The sequence below is a fragment of the Streptomyces typhae genome (genome assembly GCF_009755605.1).
GTDB lineage: Bacteria > Actinomycetota > Actinomycetes > Streptomycetales > Streptomycetaceae > Streptomyces > Streptomyces typhae.
Window position 1 is genome coordinate 49960 of the sequence record NZ_WPNZ01000023.1, and the last position, 23650, is coordinate 73609.

Below are 23650 nucleotides of genomic sequence, written 5' to 3' on the forward strand. Positions count from 1 at the left end.
TGGACAACTCCTAGTCGAATTGCCCTTTTTGGGCAACATGTCGTTCTCTGCTGTGACTTGCAGCAAGTGTGTCCAAAGTCCTGCTCTGGACCTCGCGTTCGGCAGCTGCCGCGATGAATGCCGCGGTGTTCTCCACACCAACAAGACTCTGCACAGCGCGCATTGTGTGCGCGGGAAGGGCGATGTGCTGCGGCTCCTCGCTCGGTTGTGCGGGCTCCTCGGGGGCGAGGTGCCTGCGCAGATAACGGGTCGCGAACGTCCGCATGGCACGCGCGAGTTCGGCGTCGACCGACTGCTGCGCCAGCGGGCGCAGACGCCGGACCAGCGACGCCGCCTCCGCCGCGTCGGCCTCGCTCGGCGGGCTGCTGCCGAGATACCGGGCAAAGACGTGGTCGTTGGTGAACTCCAGGAAACGGGCCGCGATATGCTCGACCTGACCCCTCAACTCCCTCAAATGGGCTGAAATCGCCGACAGTGGTACGCCCGCCGCGTGCAACTCCGCCGCCACGGCCAACTCTTGAGGGCTCGGCACCAGGAACTCGTCGTCGCGCCCCGGCAACGGCTCCAGGACCCCGAGCGCGACCGCGTCCGCTACCGCCGCCTCGTCCGGATTGCCGCCGAACGCCGCGTCCAACTCCGCCCGCGTGATCCGGTCGGCCTTCTCGTCCGTCCAGGGGCCGTCGACCTCGGCGACCAGGCCGAGCACGCCCCCGAGCCCGCGGCCCGCGTCCCAGGCCTCCAGGAGTTCCTTGATGGACGCCAGGGTGTAGCCGCGGTCGAGCAGGTCGGCGATCTGGCGCAGGCGGGCCAGATGCGCGTCCCCGTACACGTTGGACCGGCCGCGCCGCTCCGGGCGGGGGAGCAGGCCGCGGTCCTGATAGGCCCGGATGGTGCGCACCGTTGCACCGCTGTGGTGCGCGAGGTCCTCTATGCGGTACTCCACCCGCGGCTCATCCGGGGCGGGCACCGACACCTCGGCGACTGCCGGCCGTTCCTCCACGCTCAAGACCTTTCCGACGCTCCAGGCACTGGGCGATGGCCGCGCGGCTCGCCTTGCGCAGCGTGCCTTCCATCCGACGCGCCTTCCCGCGACGGATGGTACGACCGTCGCGGACCGCAGGGTATGGCCGTGACGCGTCGCGCGTACCGGGACGCCTCGGGGCCGCCGCAGTGCTCGTCCATGCCGAACGAGACACGGCGGGGCACGGTCGCGTGGTGGTCGTTCACAGCGGGGGCTCCAACCGGGCGATCGCACGCAGGGCCTTGGGCGTGAAGCGGGACATCAGATGGGCGCCGCGCGCCTCCGGGGTGACGGGCACGACGGCCTGATTGCGGACCACGGCGCGCAGCACGGCGTCGGCGACCTTCTCCGGCGGATAGTTCCGCAAGCCGTAGAGACGGCTGGTCCTCTTCTGGCGGCGCTTCTCCTCGTCGGCGGAGACACCGGCGAAACGGGTGGTCGCCGTGATGTTCGTGTTCACGAAGCCCGGACAGATCGCCGAGACGCCGATGCCCTGCCCGGCGAGTTCGGCGCGCAGGCACTCGCTGAGCATCAGGACCGCGGCCTTGGACGTGCTGTACGCGGGCAGGGCCTTGGAGGGCTGGAAGGCCGCCGCGGACGCCGTGTTGACGATGTGGCCGCCCTGGCGGCGCTCGGCCATCTGCCGGCCGAAGAGACGGCAGCCGTGGATCACGCCCCACAGGTTGACGTCGAGGACCTTCTTCCAGTCCTCGGCGCTGGTGTCGAGGAACGCACCGGAGAGACCGATGCCCGCGTTGTTCACCAGGACGTCCACCACGCCGTACTCCGTGGCGACCTTTTCGGCGAGCTTCTCCATGGCCTGCTCGTCGCTGACGTCGACCGTCTCGGCCCAGGCGGACGGGGCGCCGACGAGTCGGGACATCTCCGCGGTGCGCGCGGCGGACTCCGCGTCCCGGTCGACGGCGACCACCCGGGCGCCCGCCTCGGCGAACGCGAACGCCGTGGCGCGACCGATGCCGCTGCCCGCGCCCGTGACGAGGACGAGCCGGCCCGCGAACCGCTCGGCGTGCTTGCCGGGAGCCGGGGCGACCGCGCTCGCCGGGGCGGCGGGGCCGCCGTCCTCGTGCGCCGTGACGAAGTCCGTGATCCACGCGGTGAGCTGGTCCGGGCGGGTGCGCGGCGCCCAGTGCTTGGCGGGGAGCGTGCGCCGGGTCAACTGCGGGGCCCAGCGGCCGAGATCGTCGTAGAGCCTCTCGGAGAGGAATATGTCGCCGGAGGGGACGACGAGCTGCACCGGGGCGTGTGCGTACGCGTCGGGGCGGGGCCTGCGCAGCCGGGGGCGGACGTTGTCGCGGTAGAGCCAGGCGCCGTGCGCGGCGTCCGACGGCAGCGACAGCGTGGGATAGCCGTCCGCGGGAACCTTCTCCAGGCGTTGCAGGAGCTTCGGCCAGCGCTTGCCGAGCGGGCCGCGCCAGGCCAGTTCGGGCAGCACCGGGGTGTGCAGCATGTACACGTACCAGGACTTGGCGCCCTGGTTGATGAGCTGGGCGGCCCGGCGCGGGGTCGGCCGGGTCACGCGCTTCTTGATCCAGTGCCCGAAGTGGTCCAGGGAGGGGCCCGACATCGACGTGAAGGACGCGATGCGCCCCTGTGTGCGCTCGACCGTCACGAACTCCCAGGACTGCACCGAACCCCAGTCGTGGCCCACCAGGTGCACCGGCGCGTCCGGACTGACGGCGTCGGCGACGGCGAGGAAGTCGTCGGTCAGCTTCTCCAGGGTGAAGCCGCCCCGCAGCGGCTTGGGGGCCGTGGACCTGCCGTGCCCCCGCACGTCGTACAACACCACGTGGAAGCGGTCGGCCAGGCGGACGGCTACCTCGGACCACACCTCCTTGGAGTCCGGATAGCCGTGCACGAGCAGGACCGTGGGCCGCGAGGCGTCCCCGAGCTCGGCGACGCACAGCTCCACGCCGCCCGTGCGCACCCAGCGCTCGCGCGCACCCAGAAGATCGACGGTGGTCATGCGGCAGCCCTTTCCTCGGCCCAGCGCCGCACATGCGGCAGGTCGTCGTCCAGCCAGAAGGCGCTCTGCTCGGGGTCCGCGGAGTCCGTGACGACCAGGATCTCCTCGAACTTCGCGCCCGTGCCGCGGAAGCCCAGATGGGGCTCCACGGCCCACAGTCCCGGCTGCGGCGGGTGATCGGAGAACTTGTACGGCGACCACAGCGGGGACCAGCCGTCCCGGTGGCCGTGCAGCACGTCGCTCGCGAGGCCCTTCAGGGACTGCGTGCCGAACCCGAAGACGTGCGGCGACAGGCGGCGCTCCTTGACGCGGTCCACCTTGTGCGCGATGACGCCGAAGGGATAGGCGCGGTGGCGGTTGGCATACCCCTGGCGGACCATGAGCCGGTCCACGCTTTCGTAGATCTCCCGGAGCGGGCGGCGCTCGCGCACCTCCCGCAGGATCAGCGCGCGGTGCGCCTCCAGGTCCGCGAGCAGCTTGTCGTGCACGGGGTTCAGGCCGAGGCAGCCGGAGTAGCCGATGTCCGCGGTGCAGCCCTCGTACACCGGGGCCATGTCGAGGATGAAGGGCATCCCCGGCTCCAGGCGGCGGTTGGTGGGGAAGAACTGGAGTGGGATGCGGAAGTTCACGAAGGCCGTGCGGTCCCCGAACCAGGCGAAGGGCAGATGGAACCAGTCCCTGACGCCCCGCGCCCGCAGCCACTCCCGCTGCATCCGCGCCGCCTCGCGCTCCGTCACCCCCGGCCTGAGCTGTGCGGCGACCGCTTCCGCGCATGCGTACGCGAGGGTCTGCACCCGCTGGAAACCCCTGAGCTCCGCGGAGAGTCCACCCTGCACTGCTGAGGTCATGCCACCGTCCGTCCGCCGTCTCCGCCATGCCGTCCGCCGCACACCGCCGCACACCGCCGGGCGCCGCCGGGTGCCGCAGGCCGTCCCCGTACGCGTTGGTCTCCGTACGCGTTCGTAACTTGACACTGATGAATGTGACAATGCCTGACGGCTGCGTCAATAGGTGTGCGTGACCCCGGGGGACAGATCCGGAAGTTCCCGGAGGGAGCCGGGGGACGCGACGCCCGTCGGTCTCGGGGGTGACTTCCGTACGACCCCTACGGGCCCGTAATACTCGAGAGGGACGCAGGACCGGGCCCCAAGACTGACGCCCGCTGTGGCCCGCGCCACTACGTTCGAATCGTGACTGTGATCGCGACCGAAAGCCTGAGCAAGCGGTTCCCGAGGGTGACCGCGCTTGACCGGCTCTCCATGGATATCGGGCCCGGTGTGACCGGACTCGTCGGAGCCAACGGAGCCGGCAAGTCCACACTGATCAAGATCCTGCTGGGCCTCTCCCCCGCCACGGAGGGCCGCGCCGCCGTGCTCGGCCTCGACGTCGCCACCAGCGGCGGCCAGATCCGCGAGCGCGTCGGCTACATGCCCGAGCACGACTGCCTGCCGCCCGACGTCTCGGCCACCGAGTTCGTCGTCCACATGGCGCGCATGTCGGGCCTGCCGCCGACCGCCGCCCGCGAGCGCACCGCGGACACCCTGCGCCATGTCGGTCTCTACGAGGAGCGCTACCGCCCCATCGGCGGCTACTCGACCGGCATGAAGCAGCGCGTGAAGCTCGCCCAGGCCCTAGTCCACGACCCGCAGCTGGTCTTCCTCGACGAGCCCACCAACGGCCTCGACCCGGTGGGACGCGACGAGATGCTGGGCCTGATCCGGCGCGTGCACACCGACTTCGGGATCTCGGTCCTCGTCACCTCGCACCTCCTCGGCGAACTGGAGCGCACCTGCGACCACGTCGTCGTCATCGACGGCGGCAAGCTGCTGCGCTCCAGCTCCACCACGGACTTCACCCAGAGCACCACGACCGTGGCCGTGGAGGTCACCGACAGCGACACCCACCCCGACGGGACGGCCGCCCTGCGCGCCGCCCTGGCGGCCCGCGGCGTGGCCACGCACGACGACGGCGGCGGCCTGCCCGGCGCCGGACACACCGTGCTGCTCGAAGCGGAGAGCGAGGAGACCTACGACCTGCTCCGGGACGTCGTCGCAGACCTCGGCCTCGGACTCGTCCGGATGGAACAGCGCAGGCACCACATCGCGGAGGTCTTCCGCGCCCACGACGAAGAGACCGCGAGGGCCGAGAAGGCCGCCGCGACCACCGCGGCCGCCGCAACCAGCGATGCCGCTGTGACCACCGCGGCCGCCGCATCTAGCGAGGCCGCCGCAGCCAGCGATGCCGCTGTGACCCCCGCGGCCACCGATGCCGATGCGACCCCCGCGACCACGGCGACCCCCGCGATCACCGCCGAGCGAACGGGAGGCGGCCGCGATGCCCGCTGACTCCACACAGATCCACAACATCGGCTACCGCCACTACGACGGCCAGCGCCTGGGCCGCGCCTACGCCACCCGCTCCTTGTTCTCGCAGAGCCTGCGCGGCGCCTACGGACTCGGCCGCTCGGCCAAGTCCAAGGTCCTGCCGATGATCCTCTTCGGGGTCATGTGCGCCCCCGCACTGATCATGGTCGCGGTTGCGGTGGCCACCAAGGCCAACGACCTGCCCGTCGACTACACGCGCTACGCCATCGTCCTCCAGGCCGTCATCAGCCTCTATCTGGCCGCCCAGGCCCCGCAGACCGTCTCCAGGGACCTGCGGTTCAAGACCGTGCCGCTGTACTTCTCCCGGCCCATCGAACGGGTCGACTACGTACGCGCGAAGTTCGCGGCACTCTCCAGCGCCCTGTTCATCCTGACGGCCGCTCCCCTGATCGTGCTCTACACAGGAGCACTGCTCGCCAAACTTGACTTCGCCGACCAGACGAAGGGATTCGCCCAAGGGCTGGTCTCCGTGGCTCTGCTCTCCGTACTCTTCGCCGGGATCGCGCTGCTCATCTCGGCGGTCACCCCGCGCCGCGGCCTCGGTATCGCCGCCGTCATCGCCGTCCTGACCATCTCCTACGGAGCGGTGTCCACCGTCCAGGCGATCGCCGACGAACAGGGCAGCGGCAGCGCCATCGGCTGGCTCGGCCTGTTCTCGCCGATCACCCTGATCGACGGCGTGCAGACCGCCTTCCTGGGAGCCACGTCCGCCTTCCCCGGGGAGGAAGGCCCCTCGACCGGAGCGGGCGTCGTGTACGTCCTTGTCACCCTCGCCCTCATCGCGGGCAGCTACGCCGGCCTGCTGCGCCGCTACCGAAAGGCCGGGCTCTGAGCATGGCCCACCCGTCGCCCACCACCACCCTTCCAAGGAACGGGCTGCGCCCATGAGTACTCTCACCATCGACCACGTGTCCCGCTGGTTCGGCAACGTCGTGGCCGTCAACGACATCACGATGACCATCAGCCCCGGGGTCACCGGTCTGCTCGGCCCGAACGGCGCCGGAAAGTCCACCCTCATCAGCATGATGGGTGGTTTCCTCGCCCCCTCCACGGGCAGCGTCAGCCTCGACGGCCGGCCGACCTGGCGCAACGAGAAGATCTACGAGCACCTCGGCATCGTCCCCGAGCGCGAGGGGATGTACGACTTCCTCACCGGCCGCGAATTCGTCGTCGCCAACGCCGAGTTGCACGGCCTGGGCAAGAAGGCCGCCCAGCGCGCCCTCGCCACGGTCGAGATGGAGTACGCGCAGGACCGCAAGATCTCGACGTACTCCAAGGGCATGCGGCAGCGCGTGAAGATGGCCTCCGCCCTCGTCCACGAACCGTCCGTGCTGCTGCTCGACGAGCCCTTCAACGGCATGGACCCGCGCCAGCGCATGCAACTCATGGAACTGCTGCGCACCATGGGCGACGAGGGCCGCACCGTGCTCTTCTCCTCGCACATCCTCGAAGAGGTCGAACAGCTCGCCTCCCACATCGAGGTCGTCGTCGCCGGACGCCACGCGGCCAGCGGCGACTTCCGCAGGATCCGCCGTCTGATGACGGACCGGCCGCACCGCTACCTGGTGCGATCGAGCGACGACCGCGCGCTCGCTGCCGTCCTCATCGCCGACCCGTCGACCGCGGGCATCGAGGTCGACCTGGAAGAGGGCGCGCTGCGCATCCAGGCCGTCGACTTCGGGCGTTTCACCACCCTGTTGCCACGCATCGCCCGCGAACACGGCATCCGGCTCCTGACCGTCTCGCCCTCGGACGAGTCGCTCGAGTCGGTCTTCTCCTACCTCGTCGCGGCCTGAAGGGAGCCACCGTGTACGACCCCACTGTCGCCCGGCTCACCTACCGGGCACTGCTCGGCCGCCGCCGGGCCCTCATCCTCTTCGCCCTGCCCCTGCTGCTCATCGTCATCTCCGTGGCGGTACGGGCCCTCAGCGGAGTCGACGACCAGGTCGCGTCCGACCTGCTCGGCGGCTTCGCGCTCGCCACGATGGTGCCGATCATCGGCGTCATCGCGGGCACCGGCGCCATCGGTCCCGAGATCGACGACGGCTCGGTGCTCTACCTGCTGTCCAAGCCGGTCAAACGGCCCACGATCATCGTCACCAAGCTCACCGTCGCGATCGCCGTCACCATGGCGTTCTCGGCGCTCCCGACCTTCGTCGCGGGCATGATCCTGAACGGCAACGGCCAGCAGGTCGCCGTGGCCTACACCATCGCCTCCCTGGTCTCCTCCATCGCGTACGCGGCGATCTTCCTGCTGCTCGGCACCATCACCCGGCACGCGGTGGTCCTCGGCCTCGTCTACGCCCTGGTGTGGGAGGCGCTCTTCGGGTCCCTCGTCGCCGGTGCCCGCACGCTGAGCGTCCAGCAGTGGTCCCTCGCCGTCGCCCACAAGGCCGCGGACGGCGGTGACCTGGTCACCTCGGACGTGGGCCTGCCCGCCGCGGTGATCCTCCTGGTCGTGGTCACGGCCGGGGCCACCTGGTACGCGGGGCAGAAGCTGCGGACGCTGACGCTGGCCGGGGAGGAGTAGGACCCACGGAGAGAACCCACGGAGAGGACCCACGGAGAGGACCCACGGGAGAGGACCCACGGGAGCGGGTGACGCCGAGTCCTCGGGTGGCCCGGAGTCTTCACGGCGGCTTCACCCTCGGGTGGGGACACTGGGAAGCAGGACGCGGGAGATGTGGCCGGGAGGTGCCGCGATGGCAGCCGACAACGGACCGGGCGAGGAGCCGGGCGAGGGCCCGGACGCGCGTCCGGGTGGCGAGCCCGACTGGGACGACGTGGTCCTCGACGCCGACTTCATACGGTCCGCGGAGGCGGCCGAGCCGTCGGCACGGGCCCGGATGCTCTCCGCGCGCTGGCGGGACGGGGCGCCGGAGCCGCAGCCCTGGCGGTCCGACGAGCCGCCCGCCGGGTGGTTCTTCAGTCGGCGCAAGAAGAAGCGGCGGCGCAAGTAGCGGGGCGGGGCAGGGGTGTGCGGGCGTGCTGCCGAGAGCGTAATTCGGTGGCGCTCGGGTTCCTCGCTCGGCAGAGTTGGGGATGTCAACGCGCCGGGTTCGTCCCGGTGCTCACCTTCTGGGAGTGGAGCCGACGGCGTTCCTTCTACGGCACGCCGCGCTTCCGGCAGGGCGGTTCGGGTGTGCTCCGGGGTAGTTACTCACTCCGTCCGAGCACGCTACGGGGGATCGCCCGGGGCGACCGCTTCGAGCGCGCACATGTGCGCGGGTCGCCCACCCAACTTCGCGCCGGGCCGGTCCGGAGTCGCGGGAACCTTCCGTGGCCCCGGGGCCGGCCCGCGCGCACGCCCACAACAAGGTGCGTGGCTGCCCGCACGGGCGCGTGGGCCACTTGTCCGCGGCGGGAGTCGTCGTCGGGCGCAGGGCCCTGCTACGGCAGGAGGCGTTCCAGGACCGCGGCGATGCCGTCCTCCTCGTTGGAGGACGTCACCTCGTCGGCCACCGCCTTGAGGTCCTCGTGTGCGTTGGCCATGGCCACGCCGTGCGCGGCCCAGGCGAACATCGGGATGTCATTGGGCATGTCGCCGAACGCGATGGTGCCCGCGGCCTGCACGCCGAGGCGGCGGGCCGCGATGGACAGGCCCGTCGCCTTGGTCAGGCCGAGCGGCAGGAGCTCCACTATCCCCTCGCCCGCCATCGTCACGCCGACCAGATCACCGGCGGCCTCCCGCGCCACGGCCGCCAGGGCGTCGTCGCCGAGCCCGGGATGCTGGACGTACACCTTGTTGAGCGGCGCCGCCCACAGGTCCGCCACGTCCGTGAACGGGATGACGGGGAGCGGGCCCTCCTGTACCGCGTACCCGGGGCCGACCAGGACCTCGCCGTCCAGGCCGTCGCGGCTCGCGGCGAGCGCCAGGGGGCCGACCTCCGCCTCGATCTTGGCGAGGGCGAGCCCGGCGAGCTGCCGGTCGAGGGTCACGGAGGTCAGCAGGCGGTGCTCGCCCGCGTGGTAGACCTGCGCGCCCTGCCCGCACACCGCGATCCCCTGGTAACCGAGGTCGTCGAGGATGTGCCGGGTCCAGGCGACGGAGCGGCCGGTCACGATGATGTGGGCCGCGCCCGCCGCGGTGGCGGCGACGAGCGCGTCCCGGGTGCGCGCCGAGATCGCGTCGTCGGCGGTCAGGAGCGTCCCGTCGAGGTCGGTCGCGACGAGCGGATACGGGAAGGCCGGTCCTGCGGCGCCGGTCGGGGTGGCGGGGGCGGTGCTCACTTGGTGAGGGGCTCCAGGATCTCGCGGCCGCCCAGATACGGTCGCAGGACCTCCGGGACGCGCACGGAACCGTCGGCCAGCTGGTGGTTCTCCAGGAGGGCCACGATCGTGCGCGGCACCGCGCACAGCGTGCCGTTCAGCGTGGCGAGGGGCTTGACGGTCTTCTTGCCGTCGTGCTCCTCACGCATGCGCACCGAGAGCCTGCGGGCCTGGAAGCTGTCGCAGTTCGACGCCGAGGTCAGCTCGCGGTACTTGCCCTGGGTGGGGATCCAGGCCTCGCAGTCGTACTTGCGCGAGGCCGAGGCGCCCAGGTCCGCGCTGGCCACGTCGATCACCTGGAAGGGCAGTTCGAGGCCGGTCAGCCACTGCTTCTCCCAGTCCAGGAGGCGCTTGTGCTCGTTCTCCGCGTCCTCGGGGTCGACGTACGAGAACATCTCGACCTTGTCGAACTGGTGCACACGGAAGATGCCGCGGGTGTCCTTGCCGTAGGTGCCGGCCTCGCGGCGGAAGCAGGGGGAGAACCCGGCGTACCGCAGGGGGAGCTTGTCGGCGTCGACGATCTCGTCCATGTGGTACGCCGCGAGCGGGACCTCGGAGGTGCCGACCAGGTAGTAGTCGTCCTTCTCCAGGTGGTACACGTTCTCGGCGGCCTGGCCGAGGAAGCCGGTGCCCTCCATGGCGCGCGGGCGCACCAGGGCGGGGGTGAGCATCGGGGTGAACCCGGCCTCCGTGGCCTGCGCGATCGCCGCGTTGACCAGCGCGAGTTCGAGCAGGGCGCCGACGCCCGTCAGGTAGTAGAAGCGCGATCCGGAGACCTTCGCGCCGCGCTCGACGTCGATGGCGCCGAGGGCCTCGCCGAGCTCCAGGTGGTCCTTGGGCTCGAAGCCCTCGGCGGCGAAGTCACGGATCGTGCCGTGCGTCTCCAGGACGACGAAGTCCTCCTCGCCGCCCACCGGCACGTCCGCGTGCACGAGGTTGCCGAGGCGCAGGAGGAGACGCTTGGTCTCCTCGTCGGCGTCGTCCTGGTCGGCGTTGGCGGCCTTGACGGCCGCGGCCAGCTCGCCCGCCTTCTTCAGGAGCTCGGCCTTCTCGTCGCCGGCCGCCTTGGGGATGAGCTTGCCGAGCGCCTTCTGCTCGGAGCGGAGCTCGTCGAAGCGGAGCCCGGACGACCTGCGCCGCTCATCGGCGGAGAGCAGGGCGTCGACGAGATCGACGTCCTCTCCACGGGCGCGCTGCGAAGCGCGCACACGGTCGGGGTCCTCACGGAGCAGGCGAAGGTCAATCACCCCTCAAGGCTACCGTCGCGTGGTTGCGGCCCACGAATCGTTATTCTCGATGCGTACTTTTTGCCCGTTTTGCCGGATTGGCCTCGGGGTCTCGCCATTGCTTCGGGCGTCGGCCGGACTGGCCGAAGATCGACGCGAACCGATCGGCCCGTACAAGGTCAATAAACCGGACACGGTTCCCCGAAACGGGGCACAGGGCTCTTGTCGCCTTGACCGGATCACCTTGTGGGCAACGGGACTTGAGGGTGCGGTTGTCCACAGGATCGAGGGTTGCCGAAAAGTTATCCACAGGCTGTGCGAAAGCTCTGTGGATGCCGGAATGGGCACTTCCAAATGCTCCTCGCACGCCACTGGATTTCTGCCCCAAACCCCCTCCCGGCCAACTTTCGAGTGGAATTGGTTAACTCCAAAGAGTTGATCGCTACAAAAGGGTGGACGAGGGGTGACGTACGGGGGTGTGGACACAACTGGGGGCTGCGTACCGCTTTGTCGACGATGTCGCGCTTCGTTGTCGACTTGTCCCCAGATCGAGAAGGGCACCTGTGGATAACTTCTGTGGACAACGTAAATCTGCAGGTAGGACCGCAGAAACGTTCAGAATCGGCCGTCCTGGCACTGTGTGAGCCAGTCCGCCGCCGCCACGAACTCCCGGTCGGACGTCCCCGGACGCAGCGGCCGCACGTCCTCCAGGGCCACACCGGCGCGCGGGTAGGACCCCAGGAAGCGCACCTTCGGGCAGATCCGCTTCAGGCCCATCAGGGCCTCGCCCACCCGGCGCTCCGTGATGTGGCCCTCCGTGTCGACGCTGAAGCAGTAGTTGCCGATGCCCTGTCCTGTCGGCCGGGACTCGATGCGGACGAGGTTGACGCCGCGCACCGCGAACTCCTGGAGCAGCTCCAGCAGCGCACCGGGGTGGTCGTCGCCCAGCCAGATCACCAGGGAGGTCTTGTCCGCACCGGTCGGCGCGGCGGGCCGGGCCGGACGGCCCACGAGCACGAACCGGGTCGCCGCGTTCTGCGCGTCGTGGATGTCGGTGACCAGGGCCTGGAGGCCGTACGTCGCCGCCGCGAACTCGCCCGCGAACGCCGCGTCGTACCGGCCCTCCTGCACGAGCCGCGCCCCGTCCGCGTTGGAGGCCGCCGACTCCCACACCGCGTGCGGCAGGTGCTTGGCGAGCCAGTTGCGCACCTGCGGCTGGGCCACCGGGTGACCCGTCACCGTCTTGATGTCCTTGAGCTTGGTGCCGGGGCGCACGAGCAGCGCGAAGGCGATCGGCAGGACGACCTCGCGGTAGATCATCAGCGGCTCGCCCTTGGCGAGCTCGTCGACGGTCGTGGTGACACCGCCCTCCACCGAGTTCTCGATGGGTACGAGCGCCGCCGCGGCCTCTCCGCTGCGCACCGCGTCCAGGGTGGCCGGAACGGACACCATCGGGACCAGCTCACGGGTGGCCGCTTCGGGCAGGGTGCGCAGGGCAGCTTCGGTGAAGGTGCCCTCGGGGCCGAGGTAGGTATATCGCGTCGCCGACATGCCGTCACACTAATGCGCAGGGTGGGACGGATGGCGTACAGCGACCGCGGGAGCAGGCCGACGGCCACTGTTGACGCCCCCTCGCGCGCCTGGCCCGGCCGCACGCCTCGCGCCTCGCCCGGCCGTGTGCCTGGCCCGGCCGCGTCACCCCTCCAGGAGCCGCTGCCCCACGTACTCCCCGGCCGCTGCCCCGCCCGGCACCGCGAACAGTCCGCTCGCCTCGTGCCGGATGAACGCGGACAGGGCGTCGCCGCGGTCGAGCTTGCGCTGTACGGGGACGAAGCCCTGCAAGGGGTTCGCCTGCCAGCAGACAAACAGGAGCCCGGCGTCCGGCTCGCCCTTGGCGTCGAATCCGTCGTGGTACGAGAAGGGTCGTCGCAGCATCGCGGCGCCGCCGTTCTGGTCCGGCCGTGAGATGCGGGCGTGGGCGTTGAGCGGTACGACGAGTTCGTCGCGACCGCTGCGGCCGTCGCGGACGGTCTTCTCCAGCTCCATCTCGGTGGTCTCCGTGCCCCCGGTGAGGGGCGCGCCGTCGGACTTGCGGCGGCCGATGACCTCTTCCTGGGCGCGGGTGGACAGCTCCTCCCAGTCGTCGAGGAGCATCCGGATACGGCGTACGACGACGTACGAGCCGTCGGCCATCCAGAGCGGATCCGTGCCGTCCGGTCTGCCGGGAACGAAGATCCGCTGGTTGAAGTCGTCGTCGGACGGCTGCGGATTGTTCGTGCCGTCGATCTGGCCCATGAGGTTGCGGGTGGTCATGGGGCGGGCGGTGGCGCCCGGCGAGCGGTTGAAGCCGTTCATCTGCCAGCGCACCTTCGCCGCCGGGCGGGCGAGGCGTTGCAGGGCGCGCAGCGCGTGGAAGGCGACGAGCGGGTCGTTCGCGCCGATCTGTACCCAGAGGTCACCGTTGCTGCGGGCCTTGTCGAGGTGGTCGGAGGAGAAGTCCGGCAGCGGGTCCAGGGCGGCGGGGCGCTGCTTCTCCAGGCCGGTGCGGCCGAAGAAGCTGTGGCCGAAGCCGAAGGTGACGGTGAGCGCGGAGGGTCCTGCGTCGCGCGCGATGTCCGTGTCCGGGCCCGCGCCGTCCACCGGCTTGCCCGCCATCAGCTGCCCGGCCGCCGTCGACCAGCGGCGCAGCAGGGCCGCGGCCTCCTTGCGCCCGGAGCCCGCGGCGAGGTCGAAGGCGACCAGATGGCCGCGGGACTGCACGGGCGTGGTGATCCCCGGCTGATGTTTCCCGTGAAACATCACCTCGTCCGCGCCGAGCGTCGTCAGGGCCGCCCCGGCCCCGCCGGAGCCGTCGGAGGAGCCCGAGGAGGCGACGGCGTACCCGGCGGCGCTGCCCGCCGCGCCGAGGGCGAGGCCGGTGGCGCCGGCCGTGCTGAGCAGGCGCCGTCGGGAAATGGTGTGGTCCGCCATGGGGTCAGCCGATCTGCACGTTCTTGTCGAGGGTCACCTGGTCGATGTCGGAGGTGCGCACGGTCAGCTTGACCTGCCACTTGCCCGCCATGGGGATCTGCACCCCGCTCGCGCTCCAGTGTCCCGTGGCGATGCGGTCGGGGGCGACGGGCAGCGGGCCGACGTCCTTGGCCTTGAGGGTGAAGGAGACCTTCACCTCGGGCAGGTCGAAGGCGCTGCCGTTGGGCCGGTTCGCGAAGACGTGCAGGTCGTTGCTGCCGGTGCGGCCCGGTGTGAGCTCCAGGCGCACGGTGCCCTTGCCGTCCTGGCCGCCGGTGTCGAAGGGGATCGCGAGCTTGACGGGTCCGGTTTGCTGCTGCGCGGCGACCGAGGAGGCGTTCTTGGCCTCCTCCTCCGTACGTCCGGGCTCGGTGCTGGTCAGAAGCGTGGTGACGGCGAGCACGACGACGGCGATGCCCGCCTCGACGAAGACCGTGCGCCGCAGGCCCGAGCGGTGCGGGTCGGCGTCGCGGATCCGCTTCTCGCGGGCGGCGTCCACGGCGGCCTGCTGCCGGGCGAGCTGCGCGCTCCGCTTGTCCTGGCCGGGGGCCTTGTCGCCGGACGCCTTGCCGTTGCTGTCGGCGTCGCTGCTCTTGCCGCCGCCGCCCTTGCCGTTGCTGCCGCTTCCGCCGCTGCTCCCGTCGGTGCTCCCGCCGGTGCCCTTGCTGCCGGTTCCGCCGTCGGCCTTGGCGTCCGCGTCCTCGACGCGGGCCGAGACGCCCGTCTTCGAGCTGTGCGCCACGGCGACGGGCTTCTTCTTCTTACTCGTGCTCGTGCCCGCGGTGTTCTTGTTGGTGCCCGCGGTACCCGTCCGCTGCTCGACCACCGTCGCGGCCGCCGCCTCCGGCGTCAGCCCCCCGGCCTCGGCGAGGATCCGCCCGGTCCAGCGCCGCGACACCGACGCGACGCCCACGAGGACGACGACGAGCCCGACCTTGACGAGCAGCAGCTGCCCGTACCCGGTCTCGGCGAGCGCGGACCACGAGCCGACCTGCCGCCACGACTGGTACAGGCCGGTCGCCACCAGGGCCACCACGCTGCCGAAGGCGACGCGGGAGAAGCGGCGTACGGCGTCGGCGTCGACGAGCGGCGCCCGGTACAGGCACAGCAGCAGCGCGGCGAGCCCGCCGAGCCAGGCGGCGACGGCGAGCAGGTGCAGGACGTCGACGGGCATCGCGATCCCGGGCTGGATGCCGGTCGAGGCGTGCTCGGCGAGCGCCCAGGTCGCGGCGATGCCGATGGCGACGACGCTGCCGCCGACGGCCAGGCCGAAGGCGAGGTCCCGCTTCTCCTTGGGGTCCGCGCGCCGCTCGTACGCGCCGAAGAGCACGGCGATGAACAGCGCGGCGGCCGCGAGCAGCAGCAGCCGCGAGACGAGGGCGGCGCCGGTCTTGGTCTGGAGGACGTCACCGAGCTTCGCGAGGTCGAAGGCGTCACCGAGCTTGCCGGAACCGGTGTAGGGGGCGCGGAGCAGCAGCGTGACCAGGGTGGCGCCGGTGAGCGCGAGCCAGCCGCCGACCACGAGCCGCTGGAGCGCGCGCACGCCCGCGCCGCGCTGCCAGCAGCCGAGGACGAAAGCGGCGCCGCCGACGACGACGGTGAAGCCGGCGTACGCGATGTAGCGCGCGAAGTCGTAGAGGCTGCCGACCAGCCCGCCGCCGACCTCCTGGTCGGACAGCGACACCTTGGTGGCCGACGGCGCGCCGATGGAGAAGGTGAAGGCTCCGGCGATGGGGTGGCTGTCGGCGGAGACGACCTGGTAGGCGACGGTGAAGGTGCCGTCGGGCAGCCCCGGCTTGAGCTTCACGCCGTAGGAGTGCGAGCCCAGGTCGCTGGTCCTGCCGTTGTCCACGCGCTTTCCGGCCGGGTCCAGGACCCGTACCGAGCCGTCGGACATGGCGACCTTCTCGGAGAAGGTCAGGGACACCTGCCGGGGTGCCTCGTCGACCACCGCTCCCTGCTTGGGGTCGCTCCCGGTGAGTGCGGCGTGCGCGTCGGCGGGCGCCGCGGCGGCGAGCAGGGAGCCGAGGACGGCGCCGATCAGGGCGACGGCGACGATCAGCAGGCGCCCGTACCCGGTCAGGGAGGCCGGTTCCGGGCGGGGAGCGGTGGTCCGCATCAACTCTTCAATCCCCTCAGTGCGACGCGTGCGCGTCGGTCGGCTCGTCGGCCGCCGCGTGCTCGCCGGTGGTGGAGTGGGTCTTGGTGTTGCCGGATGCGTGCTTGTCGGCGGCGCCGGATGCGTGCTTGTCGGCGGCGCCGGAGCCGTGCTTGTCGGCGGCGCCGGATGGGTGCTTGTCGGCGGCGCCGGATGGGTGCTTGTCGGCGGTGCCGGATGCGTGCTTCTCCGCAGCGCCGGATGCGTGCTTGTCGGCGGCACCCGACTCGTGCTCGGAGCCCGCGTCCGGGTTGTACGTCGCGGCCTGCACCGCCATCGTCACGGTGATCGGCTCGGACTTCTCGAAGCGGAGGGTGACCTCGACCTTGTCGCCCTGCTCCGGCTTGTGCTTCAGCTTCTCCAGCATGATGTGGTTGCCGCCGCGGGCGAAGTCGAGCTCGCCGTTCGCGGGCACGTCGAAGGACTTCCGCTCCTTCATCGTGGAGCCGACGGTGGCGTGCAGGGTGACGCTGCCCGCGAGGGGGCTGGAGGCCGAGACGAGCTTGTCGGCCGCGCCCTTGTTGGTGATCTTGAAGAAGCCGCCGGCCATGTCGTCCATGGCGGGGGCGGGGATGTAGGCGCCGCTGACGGCGAGTACGGGCTTCTTCGCGGTGCCGGCGGAGGCGGCGGACGATCCCGGATCGTCGGCGGAATCGTCGCCGCAGCCCGCGAGGACGAGGCCCGCGGTCAGCGCGAGGGCACCGCCGGTCAGGAGGCGGCGACGGCGGGTGGTGCGGTGGTTCACGGGTTCCGTCCCTCGAGGATCTTGGGGAGGTCCTGCTCGTAGTCCTTGGCCGTCGCGTCCTTGCCGTTGTAGACGACATAGCCGGCGTCGGACTTCGGCGAGAAGGCGACGACCTGGGTGCCGTGCATCGACTCGATCTTGCCGTTCTTGAGCTTCTTGGACGGCTCGATGCTGATGCCGACGGTGCGGGCGCTGCCCTGGATGGTCGGGAAGTCACCGGTCAGACCGACGAACTCGGGGTCCTGGGCCTTCAGCCACTTGCCGAGTTCCTTGCCGGTGTCCCGCTCCGGGTCGGTGGTGACGAAGACGACCTGGAGCTTGTCGAGCTCCGCCTTCGTGACGGCCTTCTTCTGCAGCAGGCTCTTCTTGGCGACCGCGATGTTGCTCATCGTCAGCGGGCAGACGTCGGGGCAGTTGGTGTACCCGTAGTACAGGAGCACCGGCTTGCCCTTGGTCTGCTCGCGCAGGTCGTACTTCTTGCCGTGGGTGTCCTTCAGGACCAGGTCCGGCTTCTTGAACGGCTTGTCGAGGACCGTCGCGGCCCGGTCCTTCGCGGACTCCATCGACACGTCGGCGACCGGCTGGTCCTTCTTGCTGTCGCCCGAACCGCACGCCGTCAGGGTGACGGCGGCCGCGGCGAGCAGCGCGGCGGCGGTGAGCGCCTTCGTGGTCTGCTTGCTCGGCGTGCTCCGCGTGCTCTGCGTGCTCTGCGTGCTCGGCGTGCTCCGCGTGCTCCGCGTGCTCCGCGTGCTCCGCGTGCTCCGCGTGCTGGACTTGCTCTGCTTGCTGAACTTGCTCAACTTGCGCATACGAAAATGTCCCAGATGTGAGGGGGCCGGGACGCGCCGGGGCCGGGCCCGCGGCGCGTCCCGCGGGTGGCTCAGCTGTTGGCGCGGCGACGGCCGGCCAGCACCCCGAAGGCCACGCCCGCGGCGCCGACGACGATGCCGACGATGCCGAGGGTGCGGGCGGTGGTGTCGCTGCTGTCGCTGTCGGAGGCCTTCGAGGAGGCGGTCTCCTTGTCTCCGTCCTTCGCACCGGCGGCCTTGGCGTCGTCGGCGTCGTCGTCGGACGCGGCACCGCCGCCGTGGTGGTCGTCGGAGGCGCTCAGGGCGAGGGCGGGCGCGGGGAAGTCCGGCTCCTCGGCGCCCTTCTCCTGCGGCTCGATCCAGCGGACGACTTCCTTGTTGCTGTACGTCTGCAAGGCCTTGAAGACCATCTGGTCGGCGTCCTCGGGGAGCTGGCCGAGGGACAGCGGGAACTTCTGGAAGGTGCCGGGCTCGATGCCCTTGCCGTCCGCGGTCCAGGTGACCTTGGAGACGGCCTCGTCGATCTTCTCGCCGTGGATCTCGATCGGCTTCTTCAGCTTGGTCTTGCTGACCTTCGCCTTCCAGCCGGGTACGGGCTGCGTCATCACGGACGCGAGCGGCTGGTCGGCGGGGAAGGTGACCTCGAGCTTGGTCGTCGAGGCGTCGTCGCGCTCGTTGGGGACCTTGAAGTTGACGGTGGCGTAGCCGCCCTTGGCGGCGACGCCCTCGGCGGAGACGCTGACGTGCGCGAACGCCGGGACGGCCGAGAGCAGCAGAACGGCGGAGGCGGCGGTGGAGGCGACGACGGAGACGCGGGTCAGGGACTTCATGGCGGAGTGCTCCAGTTTCAGCAGGCGGGCACGCGGTCGTGCCCGTGATGAACGGTGAATACGGCCGTACGCACTGTGGTGTTCGGAAGGGGGCGCCGCGGCGGGCCGGGCGGCCGCGCGGGCGCGTGGATGCGCGACGCGGCACCCCTCCGGGAGGTGCGGGAGGAGCAGTCCGCGTCAGGCGGCGAGGGCGAGCGCGGCGGACGCGGGCGGGCCGCGCCGGATCACCGTGTCCTCGAGCGCGGCGGCCCTGAGCCGCGGCGGTACGAGGGCGGGGACGGCGCGCACCGGGCCGGTCGTGGGTGCGCCCGTGAGACCGGCGCGCAGGATGCGTACCAGCGTGAGGGCGGCCCGCAGGGACCGCATGAGCGCGGCCTCGGCGACTCCGTACGCCCCCTGGGCGGAGAGCCGCACGAGGCGGCCGAGGGCGAGGTCGCCGCGGCGCAGCAGCCAGCCCGCGGCGAGCGCCGCGAGGAGGTGCGCGAGAAGCATCGGCAGGGACGGCAGCAGCGCGGCCGCGGACACCGGCGAAGCGGCCTCCATCGGCGGCACGGGAGTGGCCGCCGCGGCCCCGGCGTGGGCGTGCGCCGTGTGCGCGCCGCCCTCGGGGCCGAGGCCCGCGCCCTCCAGGATCTGCCGGGCCTGGACGGGGGTGATGGTCGCCCCGCCCGCGCCGCACACGATCCGGGCGGCGCGCTCGACGAGCGAACCGGGGCCCTGCCCGCCGCCGGCGGAGGCCGCCGCCATCGCGCTGCCGTGCTGCTGACCCAGGCCGAACAGGGCGTGCAGCCCGAGCTGACCCACGGCGAGCGCGCCCGCGATCCCCGGCAGCGACCGCTCGCGCCCGGCCAGGGGCACGGCGAGGGCGAGCACCGCGAGGAAGGCCACGGCCAGCGTCCACAGCGGGACGGAGGCACACGAGGCGAGCACATGGCCCCCCGCGGACAGCACGACGCAGACCGCGGCGAACGTCGCGGCCCGCAGCAGCCGGAGGTCGGCTCCGGCGCGCGCGTGGCGCTGGTGGGGGGCAGTCATGGCCGGGCCATCATCGCACCAGGTTCCCCCCGCGCCTACGGCAGGTCGGCAGGCTTCTGCGCCGTGGAACGGGTACCCGACTACACCGGGCGGGGGCGCCGCCGCGTCCGCCGTATGGGCGGCATCACGTCAAGTGGGCGCTTATTCGCGGGTACGTGCGGCAATACGTATCGGTATGTCGAGCCGCAGCCAGGAGGCTGGAGCATGAGCATCTGGTGGTCACTCCATTTGCGGCGCGAAGCTGCGAGCGTTCCGCTCGCCCGGCGCCTGCTGATGGGCACGATGGAGAGCGCGGGGGTGCACCCCGATGTCTCCTACGACCTGTCCCTCGCACTCACCGAGGCCTGTGCCAACGCGGTGGAGCACGGTGGGGCGGCGCCGTCGGGCGCGCCCGGCGGCGACTCCCCGGGCGGGGCCTACCGCGTCACGGCGTATCTCGACGGCGAGAAGTGCCGCATCGAGGTCGCCGACTCCGGTCCCGGATTTCCGCCGAGCCGTGTGCACGTGTCCACCCACCGCCGGGGGCGGCGCAGGACCCGGCGCCCGGCCCCGGCTCCCGCCCCCGCGCTCGCCCTGCCTCCCGAGACGTCCGAGAGCGGGCGCGGTCTGTGTCTCATCCGGGAGCTCGCCGACCATGTGGACTTCGGGAGCACGCCCGGTCGCGGCGGCGCCGTGATCAGTTTCGACAAGATCCTCAAGTGGCGTGAGGACGCGCCGCTTGTCACTGCGTGAGGCTTGGGCGGTTGATGGCGCGGGGAGGTCGCGGCCTTCGGCCTTGCTCGTCCTCAAACGCCGGACGGGCTTGAATCGTCGTCTGCGCCTCCTCGATCCCCCCGTCCCCCCGACGGCGGCGGCAGCACCTCGCACAGCGCCTCGACCGCCGCCGCGTACGCGTGTTCGGGCGGTGTCGCATACCCGACGACCAGCCCGTCCCGCTCCCCGGCCTGCGCGGCCGGGTGCCGGTAGTCGGACAGGCCCTCCACGCCGACCCCCCGCCACGCGGCGGCCTTCACGGCGGACGCCTCTGTGCCGGGCGGCAGCCGCAGCACGGCGTGCAGCCCCGCGGCGATACCGGTGACGGTGATGTGCGGCGCGCGCTCGGCGAGGGCGGCGACGAGATGGTCGCGGCGGCGCCGGTAGCGCTGGCGCATGCGGCGGACGTGCCGGTCGTAGTGGCCGGAGTCGATCAGGTCGGCGAGGGTGAGCTGGTCGGGGACGCTCGCCCAGGCCTCGCGCTCGCCCTTGGCGGCGACGGCTGCGTCGACCAGATGCTCCGGCAGGACCATCCAGCCGAGCCGCACGGCGGGTGACAGGCTCTTGCTGACCGAGCCGATGTAGACGACGCGTTCGGGGTCGAGGCCCTGGACCGCGCCGACGGGTTCCCGGTCGTAGCGGAACTCCCCGTCGTAGTCGTCCTCCAGGATCAGCCCGCCGCGGGTGCGGCCCCAGTCGACGGCGGCGCTGCGGCGCCCGGGGTGCAGCGGTCCGCCGGTAGGGAACTGGTGCGCGGGCGTCAGGAGCAGTGCCCGTACGGGTCCCGGCAGGTCCGCCAACTCCTCCACGCGGGCACCGTGTTCGTCGAGGGCCAGCGGCAGGGTCCGCACCTTCGCGGCGTCGAGCAGGGCGCGGTGGAAGCCGAGCCCGTACGCCTCCACGGCGACGGGCCCGCGCAGCACCCCGCCGCCCGCGCCGCCGCCGGGACCGCCGAACAGCAGCCGCAGCGCGTGCGCGAACCCGGAGCACACCACGATCCGCTCCGGGGTCGTGCGCACCCCGCGCGCCCGCGCCAGATACGCGGCGAGCGCCCGGCGCAGCTCGAAGCGGCCCTGCGGATCGCCGGGCCCGAAGGCCTCGTTGGGCGCGGCGGTGAGGGCGCGGCGGGCGGCGGCGAGCCAGGCGGTGCGGGGGAAGGAGCCGGTGTCGGGCCGGCCCTGGACGAGGTCGTGGACGGGACGGGCGGCCGCGGCGGAGCGCTTGGGCACGCGCACGCCGGGCGGCGGGGCGGCCCGCTCGGCGACCCGGGTGCCGGAGCCCTGCCGGGCGGTCAGCCAGCCTTCGGCGACGAGTTCGGCGTAGGCGTCGGCGACGGTGTTGCGGGCGATGCCGAGGTCGGCGGCGAGGGAGCGGTACGGGGGGAGCCGGGTACCGGGGGCGAGCCTGCCGTCCTGGACGGCCGCGCGCAGGGCACGGATGAGCGCGGCCCTGCGGCTGCCCCCGCCGGAGAGGTCCAGGTGCAGGTCACTGACGATGCGCTCCGCCGAATTGACCCATGATTCCGCCATGGGAATGCACCCTACGCGTGGTCTTTCCGCGCCGTAGATTCATGGTCATGACGAACACCGAGCACACCACGAACACCACGAACAACATAAACACCACAAACACCACGAACACCACGAACACCATGGCGTCCACCCCCGGGACCGCCGCCCGCATCGACTTCGCCAGGACCGCCCCCAAGGTCTTCCGGGCCGTCATCGGTCTGGACGCCGCCGCCCGCGAGGGCCTCGACCCGGCCCTGGTCGAGCTGATCCAGATCCGTGCCTCGCACCTCAACGGCTGCGCGTACTGCCTGCACATGCACACCAACGATGCGCGCAAGGCGGGCGAGAGCGAGGACCGGCTGCACATGGTGGCCGTCTGGCGCGAGGCCCGGAACTTCTTCACCGCCAAGGAGCAGGCCGCCCTCGCCCTGACGGACGCGGTCACCCGTGTCGCCGACGCGGGCGTCCCGGACTCCGTGTACGCCGAGGCCGCGGTGCAGTTCGAGGGCGGGGAGCTGGCCCAGGTCATCGCCCTGATCCTCGCGATCAACACCTGGAACCGGATCGCGCTCGCCACCGCGAAGGTCGCGGGAACGGACGAGCGCCACGGCTAGAGGGCTCGGTGGCCCACCGGGCGGGCCGACTGCCCCTGGGCCCATCGCACCGCAGGGCCCATCCCGTACGAAGCCGCGAGGACGAGGCCGCCGAGGAGCAGCCAGCCGGGCGTGCCCCACTCCACCAGGAGCGCGGTGAGGACAAGGGGCCCGAGGGTGCGGGCCACGGTGACGCCGGTGCCGAAGAGGCCCTGGTACTCGCCGATCCGGTGGGCGGGCGCCAGGTCGAAGCCGAGCTGCCAGGAACCGGCGGACTGGAGCATCTCGGAGACGAGGAGCACCAGGGACGCCGCGACCAGGACCGCGCCCGCCGCCCAGGCGCCGTCCACCGCGCCCGACAGCGCGAACATCACGCACGCGGCGGGCATCAGCGCACCGGACCTGCGCAGGGCCCGCACCGCCGTCGGTATGCCGGACACCGACCTCGCCGTACGCACCTGGAAGGCCATCACCCCGAGGGTGTTGAGGACGAACAGCGCCGAGACGAGCCAGGCGGGCGCGGTCGTGCGCTCGGTCAGCCACAGCGGAACGCCGAGGCTGAGCAGCGGCATCCGTAGCAGCAGAACGGTGTTGAGGAACGTGACGAGCGCGTACGGCCGGTCCCTGAGCACCGCCAGCCGTTCACCCGGCACCGCCGCGACCGGTGCGACGGCGGGCAGCCGCCGCAGTACCGCCGCGCACACCAGGAAGCTGACGGCGTCCATGGCGAACACCGCGAGGTAGGCGCCCCGGCTGCCCTGGTGCAGGGCGACACCGCCGAGCCCGGCGCCCACGGCGAGCCCCGCGTTCAGGGTCGACTGCAGATGGGCGAGCAGCCCGGTCCGCTCCTCCTCGGCGACGAGCCCGGCGAGCAGGGCCTGGCGTGCGGCGGACAGGCCGGACTGCGCGGTCGCGTACACGAGCGCGGCGGCCACGAACGGTACGAAGCCGCGTACGAGGAGGAAGGAGGCGACGGCCGCGCCGGTCGCGAGGGACAGGAGCACCGCGGTGCCGCGCGGCCCGCGCCTGTCGGCGAGCCGCCCGAGCGGCACCCCGAGCACCGCCCCGACGCCCCAGGCCAGCGTGAGCCCGAGCCCGATCCTGGTCGGGGCGAGCCCGACGACCTGCGAGAAGTAGAGAGCGGACGTGACGTAGAACGCGCCGTCACCCACGGAGTTGCTCAACTGGGCGAGCGCGAGGAGCCGCGCGGGCCCCCGTGGCGGCAGCAGCCGGATCGAGGTCATGCCGGAGACGTTAGGAAGGGAGTGGCACCTGTAACTGGTCCATTCCCGCACTGTGTTCCTGGGCCAGTTGGTGGGTCCC

At 71.8% G+C, this 23650-nt stretch carries 21 protein-coding genes; 7 read left to right on the forward strand and 14 right to left on the reverse strand.

All coding sequences use genetic code 11. The features are described from left to right. Window positions 1-10 precede the first annotated feature (10 nt). The 3 genes from GPA10_RS32355 to GPA10_RS32365 all read right to left on the reverse strand — a co-directional run bounded on the left by GPA10_RS32355 (window position 11) and on the right by GPA10_RS32365 (window position 3853). A complete protein-coding gene (locus tag GPA10_RS32355; protein WP_343041594.1) occupies window positions 11-1000 on the reverse strand; it encodes a MerR family transcriptional regulator in 990 nt (329 codons plus the stop codon). Window positions 1001-1223: 223 nt separating this feature from the next. Further along, a complete protein-coding gene (locus GPA10_RS32360) occupies window positions 1224-3005 on the reverse strand; it encodes an SDR family oxidoreductase (protein ID WP_157168575.1) in 1782 nt (593 codons plus the stop codon). Continuing rightward, window positions 3002-3853: a M24 family metallopeptidase gene (locus GPA10_RS32365; protein ID WP_157168576.1), complete on the reverse strand. Its 852-nt coding sequence runs from the start codon at window positions 3851-3853 to the stop codon at window positions 3002-3004. The genes GPA10_RS32360 and GPA10_RS32365 overlap by 4 nt, the downstream gene beginning before the upstream one ends. A 348-nt stretch (window positions 3854-4201) precedes the next feature. Between GPA10_RS32365 and GPA10_RS32370 the strand changes: the two genes are divergently transcribed. From GPA10_RS32370 to GPA10_RS32390, 5 genes are all read left to right on the forward strand, one after another. Beyond that, window positions 4202-5350, forward strand: a complete 1149-nt coding sequence (locus GPA10_RS32370; RefSeq protein WP_343041595.1) for an ABC transporter ATP-binding protein — start codon at window positions 4202-4204, stop codon at window positions 5348-5350. Beyond that, complete coding sequence (locus GPA10_RS32375) at window positions 5340-6221, forward strand: ABC transporter permease (protein WP_058849973.1); 882 nt, start codon at window positions 5340-5342, stop codon at window positions 6219-6221. The genes GPA10_RS32370 and GPA10_RS32375 overlap by 11 nt, the downstream gene beginning before the upstream one ends. 52 nt (window positions 6222-6273) lie before the next feature. After that, window positions 6274-7185: an ABC transporter ATP-binding protein gene (locus GPA10_RS32380; RefSeq protein WP_157168577.1), complete on the forward strand. Its 912-nt coding sequence runs from the start codon at window positions 6274-6276 to the stop codon at window positions 7183-7185. An 11-nt stretch (window positions 7186-7196) separates the two neighbouring features. Continuing rightward, the gene (locus tag GPA10_RS32385; protein WP_058849971.1) at window positions 7197-7919 is read left to right on the forward strand and encodes an ABC transporter permease; all 723 of its coding nucleotides are present in this window, start codon (window positions 7197-7199) and stop codon (window positions 7917-7919) included. A 172-nt stretch (window positions 7920-8091) separates the two neighbouring features. Further along, window positions 8092-8349, forward strand: coding sequence for an SGM_3592 family protein (locus GPA10_RS32390; RefSeq protein WP_246260210.1), 258 nt, complete (start codon window positions 8092-8094; stop codon window positions 8347-8349). A gap of 430 nt (window positions 8350-8779) precedes the next feature. Here the strand turns inward: GPA10_RS32390 and GPA10_RS32395 are convergent, their stop codons facing one another. The 9 genes from GPA10_RS32395 to GPA10_RS32440 form a co-directional block, all read right to left on the reverse strand. Next, window positions 8780-9619: an HAD family hydrolase gene (locus GPA10_RS32395; RefSeq protein ID WP_058849969.1), complete on the reverse strand. Its 840-nt coding sequence runs from the start codon at window positions 9617-9619 to the stop codon at window positions 8780-8782. Continuing rightward, window positions 9616-10905 carry a serine--tRNA ligase gene (gene serS, locus GPA10_RS32400; protein WP_343041572.1) on the reverse strand — a complete coding sequence of 430 codons (1290 nt, stop codon included), beginning with the start codon at window positions 10903-10905 and terminating at the stop codon, window positions 9616-9618. The genes GPA10_RS32395 and serS overlap by 4 nt, the downstream gene beginning before the upstream one ends. 594 nt (window positions 10906-11499) lie before the next feature. Continuing rightward, window positions 11500-12435, reverse strand: coding sequence for a prephenate dehydratase (gene pheA, locus GPA10_RS32405; protein WP_058849967.1), 936 nt, complete (start codon window positions 12433-12435; stop codon window positions 11500-11502). Between the two features lie 144 nt (window positions 12436-12579). Continuing rightward, the gene (efeB, locus tag GPA10_RS32410; protein WP_157168579.1) at window positions 12580-13854 is read right to left on the reverse strand and encodes an iron uptake transporter deferrochelatase/peroxidase subunit; all 1275 of its coding nucleotides are present in this window, start codon (window positions 13852-13854) and stop codon (window positions 12580-12582) included. Window positions 13855-13858: 4 nt separating this feature from the next. Continuing rightward, on the reverse strand, window positions 13859-16012 hold the full coding sequence (locus GPA10_RS32415; RefSeq protein ID WP_157168580.1) for a copper resistance CopC/CopD family protein: 2154 nt from the start codon (window positions 16010-16012) through the stop codon (window positions 13859-13861). A 16-nt stretch (window positions 16013-16028) separates the two neighbouring features. Continuing rightward, entirely contained in the window at window positions 16029-16796 is a 768-nt protein-coding gene (locus GPA10_RS43865) for a copper chaperone PCu(A)C (RefSeq protein WP_343041573.1), read from the reverse strand. Beyond that, window positions 16793-17605 (reverse strand): SCO family protein, encoded by an 813-nt coding sequence (locus GPA10_RS32430; RefSeq protein WP_246260212.1) that lies wholly within the window; start codon window positions 17603-17605, stop codon window positions 16793-16795. Before GPA10_RS32430 ends, GPA10_RS43865 begins: the two co-directional genes overlap by 4 nt. A gap of 71 nt (window positions 17606-17676) precedes the next feature. Continuing rightward, the gene (locus GPA10_RS32435) at window positions 17677-18435 is read right to left on the reverse strand and encodes a YcnI family copper-binding membrane protein (RefSeq protein WP_157168581.1); all 759 of its coding nucleotides are present in this window, start codon (window positions 18433-18435) and stop codon (window positions 17677-17679) included. Between the two features lie 177 nt (window positions 18436-18612). Further along, window positions 18613-19470 carry a hypothetical protein gene (locus tag GPA10_RS32440; protein WP_157168582.1) on the reverse strand — a complete coding sequence of 286 codons (858 nt, stop codon included), beginning with the start codon at window positions 19468-19470 and terminating at the stop codon, window positions 18613-18615. Window positions 19471-19674: 204 nt separating this feature from the next. On the opposite strand from GPA10_RS32440, the gene GPA10_RS32445 reads away from it, so the two are divergent. Further along, complete coding sequence (locus tag GPA10_RS32445; RefSeq protein WP_157168583.1) at window positions 19675-20202, forward strand: ATP-binding protein; 528 nt, start codon at window positions 19675-19677, stop codon at window positions 20200-20202. Between the two features lie 53 nt (window positions 20203-20255). Here the strand turns inward: GPA10_RS32445 and pdxR are convergent, their stop codons facing one another. After that, window positions 20256-21752: a MocR-like pyridoxine biosynthesis transcription factor PdxR gene (gene pdxR / locus GPA10_RS32450; RefSeq protein WP_157168584.1), complete on the reverse strand. Its 1497-nt coding sequence runs from the start codon at window positions 21750-21752 to the stop codon at window positions 20256-20258. Between the two features lie 41 nt (window positions 21753-21793). Between pdxR and GPA10_RS32455 the strand changes: the two genes are divergently transcribed. Further along, window positions 21794-22348, forward strand: coding sequence for a carboxymuconolactone decarboxylase family protein (locus tag GPA10_RS32455; protein WP_198351770.1), 555 nt, complete (start codon window positions 21794-21796; stop codon window positions 22346-22348). On the opposite strand, the gene GPA10_RS32460 is transcribed toward GPA10_RS32455, so the two are convergent. Continuing rightward, on the reverse strand, window positions 22345-23571 hold the full coding sequence (locus GPA10_RS32460) for an MFS transporter (protein WP_157168585.1): 1227 nt from the start codon (window positions 23569-23571) through the stop codon (window positions 22345-22347). The two genes, GPA10_RS32455 and GPA10_RS32460, sit on opposite strands and share 4 nt — an antisense overlap. Window positions 23572-23650: the final 79 nt, after the last annotated feature.

What these genes read in the sequence shown, in the direction of transcription:
- GPA10_RS32460 (WP_157168585.1), bottom strand. Translation starts at nt 23,571, where the DNA reads ATGACCTCGATCCGGCTGCTGCCGCCACGGGGGCCCGCGCGGCTCCTC.
- GPA10_RS32430 (WP_246260212.1), bottom strand. Translation starts at nt 17,605, where the DNA reads ATGCGCAAGTTGAGCAAGTTCAGCAAGCAGAGCAAGTCCAGCACGCGG.
- pheA (WP_058849967.1), bottom strand. Translation starts at nt 12,435, where the DNA reads ATGTCGGCGACGCGATATACCTACCTCGGCCCCGAGGGCACCTTCACC.
- GPA10_RS32415 (WP_157168580.1), bottom strand. Translation starts at nt 16,012, where the DNA reads ATGCGGACCACCGCTCCCCGCCCGGAACCGGCCTCCCTGACCGGGTAC.
- GPA10_RS32365 (WP_157168576.1), bottom strand. Translation starts at nt 3,853, where the DNA reads ATGACCTCAGCAGTGCAGGGTGGACTCTCCGCGGAGCTCAGGGGTTTC.
- GPA10_RS32440 (WP_157168582.1), bottom strand. Translation starts at nt 19,470, where the DNA reads ATGACTGCCCCCCACCAGCGCCACGCGCGCGCCGGAGCCGACCTCCGG.
- GPA10_RS32455 (WP_198351770.1), top strand. Translation starts at nt 21,794, where the DNA reads ATGGTCATGACGAACACCGAGCACACCACGAACACCACGAACAACATA.
- GPA10_RS32380 (WP_157168577.1), top strand. Translation starts at nt 6,274, where the DNA reads ATGAGTACTCTCACCATCGACCACGTGTCCCGCTGGTTCGGCAACGTC.
- GPA10_RS32375 (WP_058849973.1), top strand. Translation starts at nt 5,340, where the DNA reads ATGCCCGCTGACTCCACACAGATCCACAACATCGGCTACCGCCACTAC.
- GPA10_RS32445 (WP_157168583.1), top strand. Translation starts at nt 19,675, where the DNA reads ATGAGCATCTGGTGGTCACTCCATTTGCGGCGCGAAGCTGCGAGCGTT.
- pdxR (WP_157168584.1), bottom strand. Translation starts at nt 21,752, where the DNA reads ATGGCGGAATCATGGGTCAATTCGGCGGAGCGCATCGTCAGTGACCTG.
- GPA10_RS32360 (WP_157168575.1), bottom strand. Translation starts at nt 3,005, where the DNA reads ATGACCACCGTCGATCTTCTGGGTGCGCGCGAGCGCTGGGTGCGCACG.
- GPA10_RS32390 (WP_246260210.1), top strand. Translation starts at nt 8,092, where the DNA reads ATGGCAGCCGACAACGGACCGGGCGAGGAGCCGGGCGAGGGCCCGGAC.
- GPA10_RS32435 (WP_157168581.1), bottom strand. Translation starts at nt 18,435, where the DNA reads ATGAAGTCCCTGACCCGCGTCTCCGTCGTCGCCTCCACCGCCGCCTCC.
- efeB (WP_157168579.1), bottom strand. Translation starts at nt 13,854, where the DNA reads ATGGCGGACCACACCATTTCCCGACGGCGCCTGCTCAGCACGGCCGGC.